We start from the raw sequence: 19,023 nt of genomic DNA on the forward strand, positions 1-19,023 counted from the left end.
CGATAGTCTGACATGGCCAGTTTAACGCGATACCTCGTCAACGATTGATGTCGCTTTAAACACACGGGTCATGCGTATTAGCAACATTACGCATAAGAAAATCCAATTACTAATAGTGTATTAGTAAGATTTTAATTTCTCGTCGGTTAATCAAGCGCGTTATTTGACTGTCTTGTCAACAGCGAAAGGCGATTGACGTTGACAGGCCGTGCCGCGACATTAACATGCTGTTTGCCCTCTCGGTGGTCTGCCGGCCACCTGAGCGCGCTCGCCGCCGTCATCCCGCCGCCCCCTTGCCCGCGAAGGGTGCGCCAACGCCGGGCCATCTCATCCGCTGTGCCGCCAGAACGACGGCTCTTCTCGCCAGCCAGCGAAGTCCGTTGCTGCTCGACAATAAAAAGTCACTATTAAGCCGATCATTTCATTCAAATAATATTATTCTGACAGCGAACTTAATTCCCGTATAACATACATATGGCAATCGTTGAATTTTATTGCTTTTTTATTGTATTGCACCATGAAGGATTTACTTCATATTAATAAGAATATGCGGAGCACGGGGCGCGAATCCAAAAACTGAGCAGATTAAAATAACGGCAATCCGCGAAAGCATGCGGTGATTGAAGAAAATGAGATTTACCTGTCCGCCTGACGCGGCGCTATAGTGGGCCATCGTGGTGGTGCAATATTGCCAAAAAACCCGGGCGCGGATAGCGCGCCCGGGTTAAACGGTGCTGAAGTAAGAATTACGGATGCTTTTCGATATACATCGTACGACTATAGGCAACATCTTCCGGGTTATTAATCGGATAGCCTTTCAGCCACGGCTTAATCAAACGCCCGTTGGTATACTGGTAAATGGGAGCAACAGGCGCTTTGCTCATGATGATTTTTTCTGCCGCATTATAATCATCATTGCGCGCTTTATCCGAGGTTTCCAGCGCCGCCTGGCTCAGAATCTTGTCATAGGTCGGGTCGTTAAAACGGGAAATATTCCCGCTGTGGGTCGAGGTCAGCAGCGACAGGAAAGTGGAAGGCTCATTGTAATCCCCGACCCACGAGGCGCGAATCACATCAAAATTGCCGCTATTGCGGCTATCGATATAGGTTTTCCACTCCTGATTCTGCAGCTTCACCTCCACGCCGAGATTCTTCTTCCACATTGAAGCGACCGCTATCGCGATTTTCTGGTGGTTTTCCGACGTGTTATACAGCAGCGTTAACTTCAGCGGACGACCAGGACCGTAGCCCGCCGCCTGCAATAGCGCTTTGGCCTGGGCATTCAGCTCCGCCTGGCTCATGCTTTCCATCTGCGACGGCTGCGGGGTAAACCCGGCCGTCACGTCCGGCGTAAAGTGCCAGGCCGGCTTTTCGCCGGTTCCCAGTATCTTCTCCGCCATCAGACGACGGTCGATAGTCATACTCAGCGCCAGACGCACGCGCTCATCGGCGGTGGGACCTTTCTGAGTATTAAAGGCGTAGTAATAGGTTCCCAGCTGCGGCGGCGTATACACCTGGCCCGGAATCTCCTTCAGCAACTTCTGATACAGATTCTTCGGGAAAGACTCGGTGATATCAATATCGCCGGCCAGATAGCGCTTCGTTGCCGAGGACTCCTGATTGATTGGGACAAAAGTCACCTGCTGAATCACCGTTTTCGCATTATCCCAATAGTGGCTGTTCGGCACGAGCACCAGTTTTTCGTTAACCACGCGATCTTTTAACACGTAAGCGCCGTTGCCGATAAGATTGCCCGGACGCGTCCAGTTGGCCCCGCTCTCGACGTTAGCCTTCTGTACCGGATAAAACGCGAAGCTGGCCGTCAGATTACTGAACCACGGCAGCGGCTTATCCAGCTGCACGCGCAGGGTACGCGCGTCAACGGCGGTGACGCCCAGCGTTTGCGGCGCCGCTTTCCCGTCGATAATATTTTGCGCGTTGCCGATCCCCGCCAGCGCGGCGAACCAGGCGAAAGGCGACGTGGTTTTCGGGTCGACCAGACGCTGCCAGCTATAGACAAAATCCTGCGCCGTCACCGGCGAGCCATCGGACCAGCGCGCGTCATCACGCAGGGTAAACGTCCAGACGCGGTTATCGTTACTCTGCCAGCGGGTCGCCACGCCGGGGATAATATTGCCTTTCGCGTCCTGGTTGACTAAACCTTCAAACAGATCGCGAATCACCTGAATTTCCGGCAGGCCAACGGCTTTAGCGGGATCTAATGATGCGGGTTCATCTTTAATGTGCCGTACCAGCAGCTGCTTTTCGGCTAATACGGTTCCCTGGGGGACATCCGCCGCCCAGGCAAGAGAAGAAATGCTGGCTAACCACAGCGCGCCGCATGTCAATGTGACAGGATACTTCATGAGATCCCCTTTAAAATAAAAAAACAGAGCTGGCAGAGCGATAATTATTTGTTTCATCACCTGAAATTGCAAACGGCTTGTGATAGAAAATTGACATGTCTACCGATTTAACCGCCTCAGGAAACTATTTGATTCCGGGAGGCTTTTACACAACACTGCAGAAAATAACCTGCTAACAGGATGCCCTATGCCCGTTTCCCGTCCTCGCCCTCAGCGCGGCGCCTTCCCGCCCGGTACGCAGCGCTATGGTCAGTCACATCTTGGCGCGCCGCTGCTCTGGTTCCCTGCGCCGCTGGCGGACAGCCGCAGCGGCCTGATTCTTGCCGGTACCCACGGCGATGAAAACTCATCGATCGTGACGCTCTCCTGTGCGCTGCGTACCCTGAAGCCGGAATTACGCCGCCATCACGTCGTGCTGGCGGTGAATCCCGATGGCTGTCAGCTGGGACTACGGGCCAACGCCCGTGGCGTCGATCTGAACCGCAACTTTCCCGCGGCAAACTGGAAAGAAGGGGAAACGGTGTATCGCTGGAACAGCGCGGCAGAGCAGCGCGACGTGGTGCTGTTGACCGGTGACAGGCCCGGCTCAGAACCAGAAACCCAGGCGCTGTGCCAGCTGATCCATCAGATCCACCCGGCGTGGGTCATCTCCTTCCACGATCCGCTGGCCTGCATTGAAGATCCCGGCCACAGCGAGCTGGGACAGTGGCTGGCCGACGCGTTCGCCCTGCCGCTGGTCGGCAGCGTCGGTTACGAAACCCCCGGCTCTTTTGGCAGCTGGTGCGCTGATATCGACCTGCCCTGCATCACCGCCGAGTTTCCGCCTGTCTCGGCCGACGAAGCCACGGAAAAGCATCTGTCGGCGATGATGGATCTGCTGCGCTGGCACGCTCAGAGATGAAGCACGCCGGTGCTGAAATGCAGCGCCGGCTCAACATCCACCGCCAGCCAGGTCGGGCCATCCAGATCGGCGAAACGCGCCAGCGGCACCAGCGGGAGCGCCGCCGCAATCGCCCGCGACGTGCAGAGCATACAGCCCAGCATTCGTTCAAACCCCAGCTCGCCGGCCTCCTGCGCCAGAAACAGCGCCTCGGTCAAGCCACCGGTTTTATCCAGCTTAATATTCACCATCTCATAACGCCCGCGCAGCTGCGGCAGGCTCTCACGGGTGTGACAGCTCTCGTCGGCACAGATCGGCAGCGGGTGAATAAAATTTTCCAGCGCGTCGTCGGCGTCCGCCGCAAGCGGCTGTTCGAGCATAGCCACGCCGATGTCCGCCAGCAGCTGGCAGCGCGCCGCCAGGCCATCGCTGGACCAGGATTCATTGGCATCCACAATCAGCGTCGCCTGCGGCACTACGTTGCGAATGGCAATCAGTCGTTCGCTGATCAGATGATTATCCAGTTTCACCTTCAGCAACCGGGCGCCCTTCTCCCACAGCGCGGCGGCGCTGGCCGCCATCTGTTCGGGAGGGCCGATCACCACCGTTTGCGCCGTCACCACATGGGCAGGGAGCCCGATGCCCAGCAGTTGAGGAATCGTTTTCCCGACGCGACGGGCCTGCAGATCCCACAACGCGCAATCTACGGCGTTGCGCGCGGCCCCGGCCGGCAGCAGATGCTGGAGTTGTTCGCGGGTCACCCCGCTTTCCAGCTGCTCGCCGATGGTGAGGATCTGCGCCATGACCGATGCGATGCTCTCACCATAGCGCGGGTACGGCGTACACTCGCCAACCCCTTTGACGCCGTCCTCCTCAATTTCCACGACCACCACTTTCGCCTCGCTGCGGCTGCCGCGGGCAATCACAAAAGGCGTATGTAACGGCCAGGCTTCTTCGTACACTCGCAGGTTTCGCATTCCCAGGTTCCTCCAGGGGAAACATTAAATAGGATTTGCCGTGCCGATAACGGATGTCATACACTATCCGTGACGTTAACTATATGTAAACAGGAAGATAAACATGTCACAAACCGTGCATTTCCAGGGCAACCCCGTTGCTGTTCAGGGCTCCATTCCGCAGGCTGGCGCTACCGCGCAGCCGTTTACGCTGGTCGCCAAAGATCTCTCTGACGTCGCGCTGAGCCAGTTCGCCGGCAAACGTAAAGTACTGAATATTTTCCCGAGCATCGATACCGGCGTCTGCGCGGCATCGGTTCGTAAATTCAACCAACTGGCTTCCGAGCTGGATAACACCGTGGTGCTGTGCATCTCTGCCGACCTGCCGTTCGCCCAGTCTCGCTTCTGCGGCGCGGAAGGCCTGAACAATGTCGTCACCCTGTCCACGCTGCGCGCTCCGCAGTTCCTCGCCGATTACGGCGTCGCCATTGCAGCCGGTCCGCTGGCTGGTCTGGCGGCACGTGCGGTGGTCGTTGTTGATGAAAATGACCAGGTTGTTTACAGCCAGCTGGTGAACGAAATCACCGAAGAGCCGGACTACGATGCGGCCCTGGCTTCGCTGAAAGGCTAAACCACAGGCTATCCTGGAGGGCAGCGTCAGCGCCAGCCTCCGGCTACCTCAAGCCTCCGTCCTGCGGAGGCTTGTTTATTTCTGCGGCGCATAACGCGAGATAAAACGCGCAATCATTGGGCCGGTCAGCAAAATGGTAAACAAGCGCAACGTCTGCATCGCCATAATAAACGACATATCCGCCCGCGTACCGGCGGCAATGATCGCCACCGTATCCAGCCCGCCGGGGCTTGTCGCCAGATAAGCGGTCATAAAATCGAGCGGCAGCACCTGGGTCACCCCCAGCGCCATCAGCGCGCAAACCACAATCAGGCCGATAATGGCGGCGATAATCTGCGGCAGCGTCTTCAGGGCCAGCAGGAAGATCTCTTGATTAAACTTTAGTCCAACGCTCCAGCCAATGGCGGCATACGCCAGCGCCAGCAGCCATTCGGGCAGCTCCAGCATCCACCAGCCCTCTCCCCGCACCACCGCGCCCGCCAGCATCGGGAAGAGCATCGCGCCGGACGGGAAACGCATTCTCAGCCCCAGCCATCCCGCAACCATCGTCAGCAGCAGGGTCCACGGCAGTTGCCACGTCACTGGCGGGAACCAGACGATCTGCTGGGTCATCGCCTGCGCATCATCGCCCAGGGCAAAACGCACCACCAGCGCCGCCGCGCCCGCGACAAACAGCACCCGCAGATACTGCATCAGCGCCACCAGCCGCACGTCGGCGCCGTAATCCTGCGCCATCACCACCATGGCCGACGCCCCGCCAGGCGAACTGCCCCACGCGCCGGTGGCGCCGGGGAGCGCGCTATAGCGCACCAGCAGCCACCCCGCCAGCGCGCTGACGGCAAGCGTGGAGAAGAGGATAAGCAGCACCAGCGGCCAGTGCCCGATGAGGACGCTAAAAACAGAGGGGGTCAACGTGCGGGCAATCATGCAGCCGATAATGGCCTGAGCGGCAATAAAAAACGGCCGCTGAACGCGAATGGTCGCCCCGCGCAGACTCAAGGTTATTCCGGCGATCATCGGCCCCAGCAGCAATGCCGCAGGCAGGTGCAGCCAGAACAGAACCCCGGAGAGTCCGGCAGAGAGTCCCAGCAGTTTCATCCACTGAAGCAGATGACCCGGCGAAGTTGACATCCGTATTCCTAAAAGATGAAGAAAACTGAGTATATCCAGAAGCGGACGAAAGGCAGAAGCCTCCTTGACATCAGATGGTCACCGGCCGCCTGAGCCGCCGGTGATCGCGCTACTCTTCGCCTTTTTTCTGGTTCAGACCGTATTCACGCAGCTTGTTGGCGATCGCGGTATGCGATACGCCGAGACGCTTCGCCAGCTTACGGGTACTCGGGAAGCTGCGATAAAGCTGGGTCAGGACCGAGCGTTCAAAGCGACGCGTAATATCATCCAGCGACCCTTCCATCGCCTCTTCGCCAACCGGCAGCGAGGCCACATCGTGATCCGGCAACAGAATATCCTGCGGACGCATCTCATAGCCTTCGAGCTGGGTCAGCGCGCGGTAAACCGCGTTCTTCAGCTGGCGAACGTTGCCGGGCCAGCTATAGCGGGTCAACACCGTGCTGAGGTCGGCGGAAAGCTTCGGTCGCGGGATCCCCTGCTCGTCGGCAAACCGGGAAACAAACAGCTCCGTCAGCGGAATGATATCCTGCGGACAGTCGCGCAGCGGCGGCAGGTAGAGGGTGAGCACGTTGAGGCGGTAGTAGAGATCCTCGCGGAATAATCCCTTCTGCACCAGCTCCAGCAGATTTTTCTGCGTCGCGCAGATGACCCGCACATCGACGTGAACCTCGTGATCTTCCCCGACGCGCCGGAAGGTGCCGTCATTGAGAAAACGCAGCAGCTTGGTCTGCATCCGCGGCGACATTTCACCGATTTCATCCAGCAGAACCGAACCGCCGTTCGCCTGCTCAAAGAACCCTTTTTTACCCTGAATGGCGTCGCCAAACAGCTCGCTTTCCACCGCATCTTCCGGGATGGAACCACAGTTCAGCGCCAGATAGGGTTTGCTTGCCCGCGGGCTGGCGAGATGGCAGGCGTGGGCGAGTAGATCTTTGCCGGTTCCGGTATCGCCGACGATCAGCAGCGGCGCGCTGAGCATCGCCAGCTTGCGGGCCTGCTCGACGACATGGCGCATTTTCGGGCCGACGGCGAGGATTTGGCTAAAGGCGCTGGTGTCCTGCGTGGTCATGGTTTGCAGTTGCCGCCCCATCCGGACGGTGGAACGCAGCATTGCCACCGCGCCGGTCAGAACCCGTTCGCCGTGTTCGCCTTCAAGATACACCGGAGTGATTTCCAGCACGAAGTTCTGGCCGTTAACCACCACATGTTCGCTATGCGACTCCAGCGGGCTGCTCTCCAGCCAGCGCTGGACGTTAAAATCGGTAATTAACTGGGCGACCGGATGACTGCGCAGCCGCTCCGGGCTCTGCGCAAACAGCTGGCAGCTGGCGGGGTTCGCCAGCTCAACCTTGCCTTTGGTGTCCAGCGACAGCACCGGCTCCGGCATCGCCACCAGCAGCGCGCTGAGCGCCAGGTGTTCGCGTTCCGACGGCATCCACGGCACGGTACGCACGTCGGTCACGCCGGCAATCCGGCGGATTTCCGCCATCAGGCTGCTGAAGCTGGCAAACTCCAGCTCGGCAAAATTAAGATAAATTCGGCCAATGGGATCAATGTCGATGCCGCGCAGATCGATCCCGCGGAGCACCAGCAAATCAAGCAATTCACGAGTCAGACCAAGACGGTCTTCACAAAAGACTTCAAGACGCATGGGAGTATTCACCCTAAAAAGGCCAATGACCGATGAATAATAGGACAGTTATTTGCTGGCGTGAAGATAGCTGTCAACAATTATTGACAGCATCGCGGAAAAACGGCCGTTATGGCGTAAAGATATCCGTTCAAAGCCCCGACGGCTGCGGAAGCGAGCGAAAACCGCCGTTCGGGCGGCGGTTTTCAAAAGGCGATCAGGGCTGTGGACCGCTTTTACTTTTTTGCAGCGTCTCTTTCAGCTGACCTATCAGTTCACGGCGGAAATCGCCCAGCCGCGGCTTATCATCAGCAATCCACGGCAGCGGGCGGCACAGTTCCATGGCCTTAATCCCCAGACGCGCGGTGAGCAGTCCGGCGCCAATCCCCTGCGCCGCACGCGCCGAGAGTCTGGCCGCCAGGTCCTGCGACATCCAGTCCATACCCACTTCCCGCACCAGCTCGCTGGCACCGGCAAAGGCGATATTCAGCAGCACCAGGCGGAACAGACGCAGGCGGCTGTAATAACCCAGCTCAATGCCATACAGCGTGGCGATACGGTTGATCAGGCGTAAATTACGCCAGGCGATAAAGGCCATATCCACCAGCGCCAGCGGGCTGACGGCGATCATCAGCGTGGACTCCGCCGCCGAACGGCTGATTTCCCGTCGCGCCTGGGCATCGAGCACCGGCTGTACCAGCTGCGCATACAGGCTGACCACTTCCCGGTCGTTTTGCGTTTCATGAATCGCCGCATACCAGCGTTGCAGCGCAGGATGCGCCTGATCCAGCCCGGCCTGCTGCGCCAGTTTCTCGCAAAACGCGCGCCCTTTTCCGACCGCATGACTGTGCAGCAAATCCCGCGCCTCATCGCGCTCGTGGGCGCGCTGGCGCAGGCGCCACAGCCGCCGCCATTCGGTGGCGACCGACCCGACACCGGCGCCGACAATCAGCGCTCCCGCCGCGCAGCCGCCCAGCGCAATCCAGTCCTGGGTTTGCCAGGCGCTCAGGGTCCACTGTACGCCCTGCGCCACCACGCTGACGCCAAAAATAGCCAGACCGGCGCTGACCATGCGGCGCCATAAGCTGCGTTTCGGCCGCAGAACCGATTCAACCACCGCTTCTGCCGCCCCCTCGTCCTCCTCCGGGGCATCGACTCGCGCCGGGGCAAACTTCGCCGCCTCTGCACCGTCAAAAGCACGGGCCGATTTCAGCGCCGCCATTTTCTCCGCTTCCAGCGGACCGTCGAAGTCGATACGCGGTTTTAAAGGTTCGCTCATCGCAATTTATCTCCGATCAAAAATTCAAGCGCGGCATCCAGGCGGATATGCGGCAGCGGCTTATCGACGTCCATCACCTGCGGACGGAAATTCTCAAACTGAAACCCCTGCTGCTGCCAGAACGCCTGTCCCGGCAGCCGGGCCGGAACCTCTCCGGGGTAGACGGTCAGCGGCTGACCGTCGCTCAGGCGGTTGCCGCGCAGCGCGGGGATCTTCTCGCCGTTCACCTCAATCAACCCGCTCTGCGTCGCCTGAATCGATGCCAGCCCGAGGCAATCCATACTGATGCCTTCGAACGCGGCATTCTGCCAGGCGTCCTGAATCAGCTGCTGCAGCAGGGAAACCATATTGCCGTGCTGATCGACGGTAACGTGATCGGCTTTGGTCGCGGCAAACAGCAGCTTGTCGATCACCGGGGAAAACAGGCGGCGGAACAGGGTTCGCTGACCGTAATGGAAGCTCTGCATCAGCTGAGTCAGCGCCAGACGCATATCGTTAAAGGCCTGCGGACCGCTGTTCAGCGGCTGCAGGCAGTCCACCAGCACGATCTGGCGGTCGAAGCGCAGGAAATGGTCTTTGTAAAAGCCCTTGACCACTTTTTCGCAGTAATATTTAAAGCGCTCGCGCAGCATCCCGGCGTTGCTGTGTTTATCCGCCTGGGCCAGTTTCGCTTCGCCGATCGCATCCACGTCCGGCCAGGGGAAAAACTGCAGGGCCGGCGCCCCGGCCATATCCCCCGGCAGCACAAAGCGCCCCGGCTGAATAAAGTGCAGCCCTTCTCGCTTGCAGGCATGCAGATACTCCGTCCATGCGGCGGCAATCTCCGCCAGACGATTTTCATCCGCCGGCGCCAGTGGGTCCAGCCCATCACAGAGCTGACGCCAGCGGGCCGACCACGCCTCACGCTGCCCTTGCAGCAGGCCGGTCATCTGTCGCGACCAGCTGAGGTAATCCTGCGCCAGCATCGGTAAATCAAGCAGCCATTCGCCCGGGTAATCGACGATTTCCAGGTACAACGTGGAGGTTTCTTTAAAATGGCGGAGCAGCGATTCGCTGGAGCGATAGCGCAGAGCCAGACGAATTTCGCTTACCCCGCGGGTTGGCGTCGGCCACACCGGCGGCGAACCGTACAGCTGCGCCAGCCCTTCGTCATAGGTGAAACGTGGAATGCCGAAATCACGTTGCGGAACCCGCTTAACGCCCAGCAGGCGCTCTTCTCTCACCGCGCTGAGCAGCGGCAGACGCGCCCCGGAGTGAATATTCAGCAGTTGATTGACCAGCGCGGTGATAAAGGCGGTTTTGCCGCTGCGGCTTAAGCCCGTGACCGCCAGACGCAAATGGCGGTCAACGCCGCGGTTCACCAGCGCATTAAATTCAGTTTTGAATCGCTTCATTGCCATCCTGTTATGCTCTGAAGGAAAGTGCTTTGATTATAAGCTATTAGATGAGGATAAGTTGAAAGATTCCCGCCCGTGATGCCGGAGGCTGAGCGCTGATGGCATTCACCTCAGGGGCTGCGCGCAGGCGCGCCTGCGCGAGTTCACCCCGTCCACCCCGTCGACGTCGGTACGATGCGCCTGACGCATCGCCTCGTTCGATCATTTCATCCCGCGGGCAAAACGATTGGCCAGACGGCTGAGCAACGGTTCCAGCGCCACCGCCAGCAGCATTTTTAATGGCCGACGCGCCACCGATTTCACCGCCCAGCCGGCAACGCCCGCCGGGCCATAACGTAACGCGGTCAGCACAACCAGCTTGCCCGCGATTTTCAGGCCGGGTTTCACTTTTTGCCCCGCCTGCTGCCATTTTATATTCATACGTGACCTCAGATTTCAGTTAGAGCTGGCGAAAACGGCTGCGTAACGTAAAGGTATCCGACGTGACATAGCGTTCCATTTCGCGCAGGCGGCGTTCGCTGGCCGCCAGCTCTTGATCCGCCGCCGCCAGCAGCTCACCGCTGGTCGGCATTTTCTCGCCGTACAATTCACTTTCCGGCATCGGATCGAGAGCGAATGTCAGGATGATGTACGCCACCACCACAAAGAAAAACAGGCCAAAGATCATCGCCAGCACGGTAATCAGCCGTACCAGCTTGACCGGCACATCCAGATACTGCGCGATACCGGCGCAAACGCCTTTTACCATGCCGCGCTGCGGCACGCGCCACAGTTTTTTATTCAGATCCAGTCCGCCCATTATTTGTCTCTCCAGTTCGGATGTTCGGCATCAAGAATGTCTTCCAGCGTCTGAATACGTTCGCGCATGCGCTTTGCATCGTCGGTCAGTTGCAGCAAACGCTGCTGTTCATTCTGCGATAAGTTGCCGCTCGCGGTGCGGTTGTTGTAGTGCAGCCAAAGCCAGACCGGTAAAACGAACAGCACGAACAGCGTCAGGGGTATGGCAATAAAAAGCGTACTCATGTGTACTCCTTACAGTGAGTGAACTGCGGCGCATGGCAGCGCCGCAACGCGTTATCCTTCAGAACGTCAGGGCACCGGGTTACGGCCGACATTAGCCGCAACCGCCGGACCCGGCCCACCGGTCCTGAGGGCGCTGGCGTATGCCATTAGTTGTTTTGGTTCATTTTACTTTTCAACGCCGCCAGCTGCGCGCTGATTTCATCATCCGCCTTCAGGTCGGCAAACTGCTGATCCAGCGTTTTCTGTTTACCAAAACCGTGGCTTTCCGCTTCGGCTTCCATATGATCGATGCGGCGTTCAAAGGATTCAAAACGCGCCATCGCTTCATCAATTTTACCGCTATCCAGCTGACGACGCACATCGCGGGAAGAGCTGGCCGCCTGATGACGCAGCGTCAGCGCCTGCTGGCGAGCGCGGGTTTCGCTCAGTTTATTCTCCAGCTCACCAATCTCTTTTTTCATGCGCGTCAGCGTTTCATCCACCATCTGCGCTTCATTTTCCAGACTGCCGATAAGGTCGGTCAGCTTTTGTTTTTCGATAAGCGCGGCGCGCGCCAGATCTTCTTTGTCTTTACGCAGCGCCAGTTCCGCTTTTTCCTGCCACTCGGCCTGCTGGGCAAGCGCTTGTTCGATGCGGCGGCTCAGCTGTTTCTTTTCCGCCAGCGCACGCGCCGAGGTCGAACGCACTTCGACCAGCGTATCCTCCATCTCCTGGATCATCAGGCGAACCAGCTTCTGCGGATCTTCCGCTTTCTCCAGCAGGGAGTTGATGTTGGCGTTCACGATGTCGGCAAAACGAGAAAAAATACCCATAACGTTGATCCTCATAGTTCTGATTTCAGGCGGTGGCCTGTGTGATACTTACGTTGGTTAATACAAATCCTGTGCCAACTTTTTATCCTGTTGATTTTAAAAGGGGTGGTTGTTATCTGCACAACGGGTTGCTAGAGTAACCTGGTGAATCACACGATTAAATGGCGAATTTCATCATGGCGGAATACAAGGACAATCTGCTCGGAGAAGCGAACAGCTTTCTCGAGGTGCTGGAACAGGTGTCGCGGCTGGCGCCGCTGGACAAGCCGGTGCTGGTCATTGGCGAGCGCGGTACCGGTAAAGAGCTTATCGCCAACCGCCTGCACTTTCTCTCTTCGCGCTGGCAGGGACCGTTCATCTCCCTCAACTGCGCGGCGCTGAATGAAAATCTGCTGGATAGCGAACTGTTTGGTCATGAAGCCGGCGCCTTTACCGGCGCCAGCAAGCGTCATCCGGGGCGCTTTGAGCGCGCCGACGGCGGAACCCTGTTCCTGGATGAACTGGCGACAGCGCCGATGCTGGTTCAGGAAAAGCTGCTGCGGGTGATTGAATATGGCGAACTGGAGCGCGTGGGCGGCAGTCAGCCGCTGCAGGTCAACGTGCGTCTGGTGTGCGCCACCAACGCCGACCTGCCGCAGATGGTCGAGGCCGGCCATTTCCGCGCCGACCTCCTCGACCGCCTCGCCTTCGATGTGGTGCAGCTGCCGCCGCTGCGCGACAGACAGAGCGACATTATGCTGCTGGCAAATCAGTTTGCTATCCAGATGTGTCGTGAGCTGGGGCTGCCGCTGTTTCCCGGCTTCAGCGACCGCGCCCGCGAAACGCTGCTCGGCTACCGCTGGCCGGGAAATATACGCGAGCTGAAAAACGTGGTCGAGCGCTCGGTCTATCGCCACGGCACCAGCGACAGCGAACTGGACAACATCATCATTAATCCTTTTCATCAATCTCTGTCGTTGCAGTCGCCTCCCGCAGACGTTGCCGCAAATCCCGCCGGGCCAGCGCTGCCTCTGGATCTGCGGGCCTTCCAGCAGCAACAAGAAAAAAACCTGCTGCAGACCAGTCTGCAGCAGGCGAAGTACAATCAGAAACAGGCGGCGGCGCTGCTCGGGCTAACCTACCACCAGTTGCGGGCGCTGCTCAAAAAACATCAGCTATGAGGCCTGCGCGGCAGCATCAGGGCGCTGACCAGCGTGGCCCCCAGGCACATCGCCGCGTTAAACCACAGCGCATACTGCGCGGCGCTGGCCATACCGAGCGGTAAAAACAGCGCGAAAAGTGACGCCGTCACCGCAATCCCCATCGCCCCCCCTAGCGAGCTGCCCATCTTGTAAATCCCCGAGGCGACGCCCACTTTGTTTTCCGGCGCGTTCACGACCGCCGTGTCGGTAGACGGTGTCGCATAGCACCCCAGCCCGAGGCCAAACAGCACATTGCTGAGAAAGACGGTGACAATATAGAGCGATTTATCGAGAAAGGTGCAGGAGATTAGCACAATCGCCACGGCGGTTAAGAGCGGCCCGGTCATCATTGGCAGCCTCGCCCCGTAGCGCTGAAGCAGCTTTTCCCCCACGCGGATCATCGCCAGAACGGTCACCAGATAGCCCAGCGTCATACCGCCGGTCTCCAGCGGGCTCATATTGTGCCCTTTTTGTAGCCAGATACTGGTGATCATCATCGTGCCAATCGCGCCGTTAAGCAGAAAGTTTGACAGCACGGCGGCGCTGTAGGCCCGATTGCGAAACAGGGCAAAATCAATCAGCGCGGAGTCCCCTTTGCGCCGTCCGCTGCGGATGAAAAACCCCGCCGCCAGCAGCGAACCGGCAAACATCGTCAGTGACAGGCCGCTGCTCCAGCCCCAGCCGTGCCCCTTACTGATAAACAGATTCAACAGTACCAATGACGCGATCAGGCTCAACAGACCGCTGATGTCCAGCTTTTGCTGCTGCGCGCCGGCGCTACGGCTTTCCGGCGTGCCGCGAAGCAGCATCAGCGCCACCAGCGCAACGACAATGGAAAAGCCGAAGATCCAGCGCCAGCCGAGCCCGGTGGCGATGGCTCCCCCGACGAACGAACACAGCCCGCTACCGCCCCACGAACCGATAACCCAGAAGCTGACTGCACGTTGGCGGGCCTTGCCTTGGTACCAGGTTTTGATCAATGCCAGGGTAGCGGGCATGATGCAGGCCGCCGACAGCCCCTGTAAAACGCGTCCGGCGAGAAACAGCCCTGGCCCCTGGGCCAGGATCAACAAAGCACTCCCGGCAATACTCAATCCTAAGCCAATATGGGTCATGCGCATCCGGCCAAACTTATCCGCCAGCCCGCCACTGGCGACAACAAAGCAGCCGCTGAAGAGTGCACTGAGGCTGACGGCGAGTGTCAGCGTCTCAAGGGAAATATCCAGACTACTTTTCATAGCTGGCACAACATTGATGACCGACTGAGCAAACAACCAGAAGGTCAGCACGCTCAGCACAATGCCCGCCAGCAGGCGATCGGTGCCGACAAACGGTGTGTCGGTCAGAGATACGGAGCTCATAATAGGGTCCTCCCCGTCGCGGGTCGTTAGCGCAGATAATGTTCTGTCAGGCCGCACCACAGCGCCGCGCCCTTGACCAGGATCTCGTCGTTAAAATCATATCCGGGGTTATGCACCATACAGCGATCCGCTTCGTCTCCGGCGCCGATAGTGAAGTAGCACCCGTTCGGATTATGTTCGAGCATAAAGGCAAAATCTTCGCTGCCCATAAAGGGTTTCACCTCCCCCACCTGCGCCTCGCCAAACAGCGACGTCGCCACCTGGCGCACCATCTGATTCGCAGCGGGATCGTTTTTCAACACCGGGCTGCCGTTGACATGGGTTAAAGTGGCGGTAGCGTTAAAGCTTTCCGCCTGTGCAACGGCAATATCATGAATACGCTGCAGAACCGTTTCACGCACCTGCTCGTTCAGCGTGCGGACCGTCAGCTTCATCAGCACCTTATCGTTGATAATGTTTGGCGCATGTCCCGCCTGAATACTGCCGACGGTCACCACCACCGGTTCAAATGGCGTGATATTGCGTGAAACGATGGATTGCAGCGCCAGCGTGATGTGACAGGCAACCAGCGTGGCGTCAACGGTATGCTCCGGTACCGCCCCGTGCCCGCCCACGCCCTTGACCTCAATATGCAAGGTATCGGAGGAGGCCATCATGGCGCCATTGCGCAGGCCAATTTTACCCAGCGCTTGCCCCGGCATATTGTGCAGACCAAAGATCAAGTCACAGGGGAATTTATCAAACAGGCCGTCCTCCACCATGACCCGACCGCCGTACAGCAGCTCCTCAGCAGGCTGGAAAATCAGCTGTAGCGTGCCATTAAATTGCCGGGTACGCGCCAGATACTCGGCAGCGTAAAGGAGCGTGGTGGTGTGCCCGTCATGACCGCAACCGTGAAAACGGCCATCAACCTGACTGGCCCAGGCTTTACCGCTCGCCTCCTGCATCGGCAGCGCATCCATATCGGCGCGCAGGCCGAGGCGACGCTGGCCGCTGCCGACGGTTAACGTTCCGACCACGCCGGTTCCCGCCAGACCACGATGCACCTCATAGCCCCATCCGGCGAGGAGGCGGGCGACTTCATCGCTGGTGTGATGTTCTTCGAAGCCGATCTCCGGCTGCTGATGGAAACGGCGACGCAGAGCAATAAACTGCGCTTCATTAACCTGTAATGCCTCAATAAGTGGATGTGTCATTTTTGTTATTCCTTCATGGGGTTTGCGCGACACTTTCGAGTTTATGCGGTTAAAAAGCCTCCGATGCGCTGTTTTTTGTTTTATATTGACGGATTATTCATGAGTGTTTTTCATACAAATCGGTTATGACAAAAAATAACCTGTTATTTTTTGTCTTTGAGAGGACGTTACGGTGGAACACCATTCATCAGGCGATTTTAGCGTCGTGGTTCGCGATGTTCGTCAGTACAGTCAGCAGGATAGCGATGCATTAACATTGCTGTGGGTGCTGGAAGGCAGCGTCGTGCTGCATGACGGCGATCTTCGCCAACCGTTGCCTGCTGACAACCTGGCGATAGTGAACCGTCATCAGCGCTGGAGCCTGACCGCAGCGGACGCCAATGCGGTCATGCTGCTGACCCTGTCTTACGGCTGGCTGACGCGTCTTGACGGTGATTTTTTCGCCGTCGACTACCAGGTTTCTGACGCCACTCGCGATGCCGATGATAACCTGCGCCATCTGATGCGCCAGCTGTTGGTCATTGAACTGGTTAATCACCAGTCCCGCTACCGTCTGGAGGCCAATCGCTGGCTCAGTGAAATTGCCCTGCTGCTGGCCACTCGCTATACCCGGCCCGTCATCGCCAGGACACAGCGTGGGGGGGAGAAGTGGAGCCGCCGCATTGCTCGGGTGGTGGCACGTATCGACGCCAACTATCAGCAGCGGCTTTCGCTACAGGATGTCGCCGCGGCTGAATTTGTTTCCGAAGCCTGGCTATCGCGCCTGTTTCGCAAAGAGGTCGGCGTAAGCTTTATGCAGTACATAACCACACTGCGGCTCAACAAAGCAGCGGAACAGCTCCTTACCACCCGCAAGCCGGTACAGCAGATTGCCCAGGAACAAGGGTTTGCCAGCACCCGCATCATGAGCGACCTGTTTAAACGACTGCATGAACTGACCCCGCGTCAGTTTCGCCAGCAGCATCCGCAGAGCCCTCAAGAGTACAGTCGTTCACGCGCCGGTCAGGCCGATATCTGGCAGCCGGTCGCCGTGGAGCGCATCTATGCCCGGTTGAATGAGCCGGAGAAACACGGCTGGGATAATCCTCCGCCGTTGCTGAATCCGCAGCAGACCCGCCAGATTGATCTACGCCAGTTGCCGAGCCGCGCCGCGCCATTACGCCACACCCGAATCGTGGTCACCGTCCGTGAGCTGGATGATTTATTACGTGAAGATGTCCGCCGCGAGCTGGAACGGCTGCACGATAGCCTCCCAGTCTACGCGATTGATATTAACGATCCGTTTCTCAGCAGCAGACTGTTCGCGACCGGCTGGGATGACCCGCAGATGGCAGGCTATGCCTGCTGGTACCAGTTGCAGCAACTTTTCAGTTGGCTGACCAGCAGGGGCTGGGGGCTGATTTTGCATACCGGGCTGACCACCCGCTGCGATCTGCTACAGCGTTTTTTACGCCTCGCCGCGAATCATTTCCCCCCGACGACGCTCGCCAGCTGGCGATTTGTCTGGCACTGGTCGCCACAGGCCAGCGAAGAGGCGCGCCAGCATGCCTGGCAGCAGCAGAGCGACGCGCTGCGGGCGATACTGCCGCAGCCGCAGTTGGGGATCTGGCATCGCTTCCCGGAGAACACCATTGGTGAAGACGCGCTGCTCCGTTCGCCGCTGTTGAGCGAAGCCAGTTTTCTCGCCTGCCAGGCCGACGCGAATGAGCTGCTGGATCTGGCCCAGCTCGATAGCAGCAGGCTGGCCGCCAGCGAAAACTACCCGGTACATAAACTGCGCCAGATCCACAGCGCCCTGCGCCAGCGCCAGCTGTCGCTCCCCGTCTGGCTGCTCTCGTGGAATACATTGACCGGCAACACCCGCGACACCAACGGTCGTTTCTTTCGCGGCGCGCTGTTGATGGATAACCTGCTGGGGCTGGCGGATCAGGTATGGCTAGCCGGGTTCTGGCTCAATTCAGGTCTGCAAGGTGAAGCGCGTGCCAACGGCAAGCTGGATACCTCGAGCCTGGCGCTGCACTATCTGCACGGCCTCCCGCGCCCGGTTTACTGGGTGCTGTGGCTCTGGCGGCGGCTGCGTGGGGAGGTACTGGTGAATGACAAAAATCTGCTGCTGTTACGTCACGGGGAACATTATCAGCTGTTGTTACGCAATACGGTAGTGTTCAACCCCTGGCTCTCCAGCGAAGAAGCTTTTATCCAACGCTTCAGCCAGCCCTATAGCGTGCAGCTATCGGGGTTGGAGGGCCGCTGGCGGGTTAAACAGCATCTTTTCGATCGCCATCACGGGGCGTTATTCCCACTTTTTGACGCATTCCGCAGCCAGAGCGGGCCGGATGAAGAGGATTATCACTGGATAATGCACAAAGCACGCCCGGCGCTGAGTGTCTCAGAAGAGCGGCCGGAAAACGGCTGGCATGTCGTCGATTCGCTGGAAAGCAACGCCCTGGTTCTCTACGAATTTACCCCACTCAGTGGCTAATCTCGCCCCCATCGAATCACTGTTTTCCTTACTGTATCCCATGATGTATTTTCACCCGGCTCGCTTCGGTAGCCGGGTTAAACACCATCATGGAGCGCCGAATGGGCAGCCAGGCGGACCGGGCATGCTGGACAATCGGCGTCATCTGCATCGTAAAAGTGACGCCGTCACAAAACCAATACTCGCACGCTCGCTGGTGCGGCCGCACTTTTCTCTCGCCTGTCTCGCCGTGCGGATAAATATGTCAGACAAAATTGATGCGCCACGCATTATCTACGGTGAAAGCGGAATAAGGTAGTTTCGCTACTCCATCGAGGATAAAACCGTGAAAAAGTTACTGATATGTTGCCTGTCAGGCGAGACGGCAAACATCTTAGCGAAGAAAATGCAAAAAATAGCGGATGCTCAGGGTCTGAATCTGTTAATTAGCGCCGTAGGACTGGAGAATGTGTTTAGCGTTGCGCCAGCCTACCACGCCGTTTTGGTGGCACCGCATATTCAATATAAAAAGGATGAAATCGCTAACGTGCTGCAAGATAAGCAGGAGATTGCGGTTATTGAGAGTCTGCCCTACGCCTCATTCAACGGCGACAGCGTGCTTAAATTCGCGCTGGCAAATCTGTCGCAATCGCTCGCCTGACAGAGCATAAACACTGCGGGCAGGTTGCCAGACCGCCCGCATTATCCCGCCTCACCAC

At 58.3% G+C, this 19,023-nt stretch carries 17 protein-coding genes; 5 read left to right on the forward strand and 12 right to left on the reverse strand.

Annotation, left to right across the window (positions count from 1 at the left end; genetic code table 11):
• Nucleotides 1-746: 746 nt before the first annotated feature.
• A complete protein-coding gene (locus CWM52_RS09485; RefSeq protein ID WP_100683876.1) occupies nt 747-2,366 on the reverse strand; it encodes a peptide ABC transporter substrate-binding protein in 1,620 nt (539 codons plus the stop codon).
• A 187-nt stretch (nt 2,367-2,553) separates the two neighbouring features.
• Between CWM52_RS09485 and mpaA the strand changes: the two genes are divergently transcribed.
• Nucleotides 2,554-3,267, forward strand: a complete 714-nt coding sequence (mpaA, locus tag CWM52_RS09490) for a murein tripeptide amidase MpaA (RefSeq protein ID WP_100683877.1) — start codon at nt 2,554-2,556, stop codon at nt 3,265-3,267.
• Here the strand turns inward: mpaA and ycjG are convergent.
• Entirely contained in the window at nt 3,258-4,223 is a 966-nt protein-coding gene (ycjG, locus tag CWM52_RS09495; RefSeq protein ID WP_100683878.1) for an L-Ala-D/L-Glu epimerase, read from the reverse strand. The two genes, mpaA and ycjG, sit on opposite strands and share 10 nt — an antisense overlap.
• Before the next feature lie 103 nt (nt 4,224-4,326).
• Between ycjG and tpx the strand changes: the two genes are divergently transcribed.
• Nucleotides 4,327-4,833, forward strand: a complete 507-nt coding sequence (gene tpx, locus CWM52_RS09500; protein WP_100683879.1) for a thiol peroxidase — start codon at nt 4,327-4,329, stop codon at nt 4,831-4,833.
• Between the two features lie 75 nt (nt 4,834-4,908).
• Here the strand turns inward: tpx and CWM52_RS09505 are convergent, their stop codons facing one another.
• The 8 genes from CWM52_RS09505 to pspA form a co-directional block, all read right to left on the reverse strand.
• Nucleotides 4,909-5,964: an AbrB family transcriptional regulator gene (locus tag CWM52_RS09505; protein ID WP_165785367.1), complete on the reverse strand. Its 1,056-nt coding sequence runs from the start codon at nt 5,962-5,964 to the stop codon at nt 4,909-4,911.
• Between the two features lie 109 nt (nt 5,965-6,073).
• The gene (gene tyrR, locus CWM52_RS09510) at nt 6,074-7,615 is read right to left on the reverse strand and encodes a transcriptional regulator TyrR (protein ID WP_100683880.1); all 1,542 of its coding nucleotides are present in this window, start codon (nt 7,613-7,615) and stop codon (nt 6,074-6,076) included.
• 196 nt (nt 7,616-7,811) lie between these two features.
• Nucleotides 7,812-8,873 (reverse strand): YcjF family protein, encoded by a 1,062-nt coding sequence (locus CWM52_RS09515; protein WP_100683881.1) that lies wholly within the window; start codon nt 8,871-8,873, stop codon nt 7,812-7,814.
• Complete coding sequence (locus CWM52_RS09520; protein ID WP_015584552.1) at nt 8,870-10,267, reverse strand: YcjX family protein; 1,398 nt, start codon at nt 10,265-10,267, stop codon at nt 8,870-8,872. Before CWM52_RS09520 ends, CWM52_RS09515 begins: the two co-directional genes overlap by 4 nt.
• Nucleotides 10,268-10,471: 204 nt before the next feature.
• Nucleotides 10,472-10,690, reverse strand: a complete 219-nt coding sequence (gene pspD / locus CWM52_RS09525) for a phage shock protein PspD (RefSeq protein WP_100683882.1) — start codon at nt 10,688-10,690, stop codon at nt 10,472-10,474.
• A 19-nt stretch (nt 10,691-10,709) separates the two neighbouring features.
• Nucleotides 10,710-11,069 (reverse strand): envelope stress response membrane protein PspC, encoded by a 360-nt coding sequence (gene pspC / locus CWM52_RS09530; RefSeq protein ID WP_100683883.1) that lies wholly within the window; start codon nt 11,067-11,069, stop codon nt 10,710-10,712.
• Complete coding sequence (gene pspB, locus CWM52_RS09535) at nt 11,069-11,293, reverse strand: envelope stress response membrane protein PspB (protein WP_100683884.1); 225 nt, start codon at nt 11,291-11,293, stop codon at nt 11,069-11,071. Before pspB ends, pspC begins: the two co-directional genes overlap by 1 nt.
• Before the next feature lie 146 nt (nt 11,294-11,439).
• A complete protein-coding gene (gene pspA, locus CWM52_RS09540) occupies nt 11,440-12,105 on the reverse strand; it encodes a phage shock protein PspA (protein WP_004861156.1) in 666 nt (221 codons plus the stop codon).
• Between the two features lie 161 nt (nt 12,106-12,266).
• On the opposite strand from pspA, the gene pspF reads away from it, so the two are divergent.
• Complete coding sequence (gene pspF, locus CWM52_RS09545; protein WP_165785368.1) at nt 12,267-13,265, forward strand: phage shock protein operon transcriptional activator; 999 nt, start codon at nt 12,267-12,269, stop codon at nt 13,263-13,265.
• On the opposite strand, the gene CWM52_RS09550 is transcribed toward pspF, so the two are convergent.
• Both CWM52_RS09550 and CWM52_RS09555 read right to left on the reverse strand, forming a co-directional pair.
• Nucleotides 13,256-14,647, reverse strand: coding sequence for an MFS transporter (locus tag CWM52_RS09550; protein ID WP_100683885.1), 1,392 nt, complete (start codon nt 14,645-14,647; stop codon nt 13,256-13,258). The two genes, pspF and CWM52_RS09550, sit on opposite strands and share 10 nt — an antisense overlap.
• Nucleotides 14,648-14,673: 26 nt before the next feature.
• On the reverse strand, nt 14,674-15,843 hold the full coding sequence (locus tag CWM52_RS09555; protein ID WP_100683886.1) for a M20 aminoacylase family protein: 1,170 nt from the start codon (nt 15,841-15,843) through the stop codon (nt 14,674-14,676).
• A gap of 172 nt (nt 15,844-16,015) precedes the next feature.
• On the opposite strand from CWM52_RS09555, the gene CWM52_RS09560 reads away from it, so the two are divergent.
• Entirely contained in the window at nt 16,016-18,325 is a 2,310-nt protein-coding gene (locus CWM52_RS09560; RefSeq protein WP_100683887.1) for a helix-turn-helix domain-containing protein, read from the forward strand.
• 325 nt (nt 18,326-18,650) lie between these two features.
• Nucleotides 18,651-18,965 carry a PTS sugar transporter subunit IIB gene (locus CWM52_RS09565; protein WP_100683888.1) on the forward strand — a complete coding sequence of 105 codons (315 nt, stop codon included), beginning with the start codon at nt 18,651-18,653 and terminating at the stop codon, nt 18,963-18,965.
• Nucleotides 18,966-19,023: the final 58 nt, after the last annotated feature.

This window comes from Raoultella sp. T31 (assembly GCF_002806725.1).
Taxonomy (GTDB): domain Bacteria; phylum Pseudomonadota; class Gammaproteobacteria; order Enterobacterales; family Enterobacteriaceae; genus Klebsiella; species Klebsiella electrica.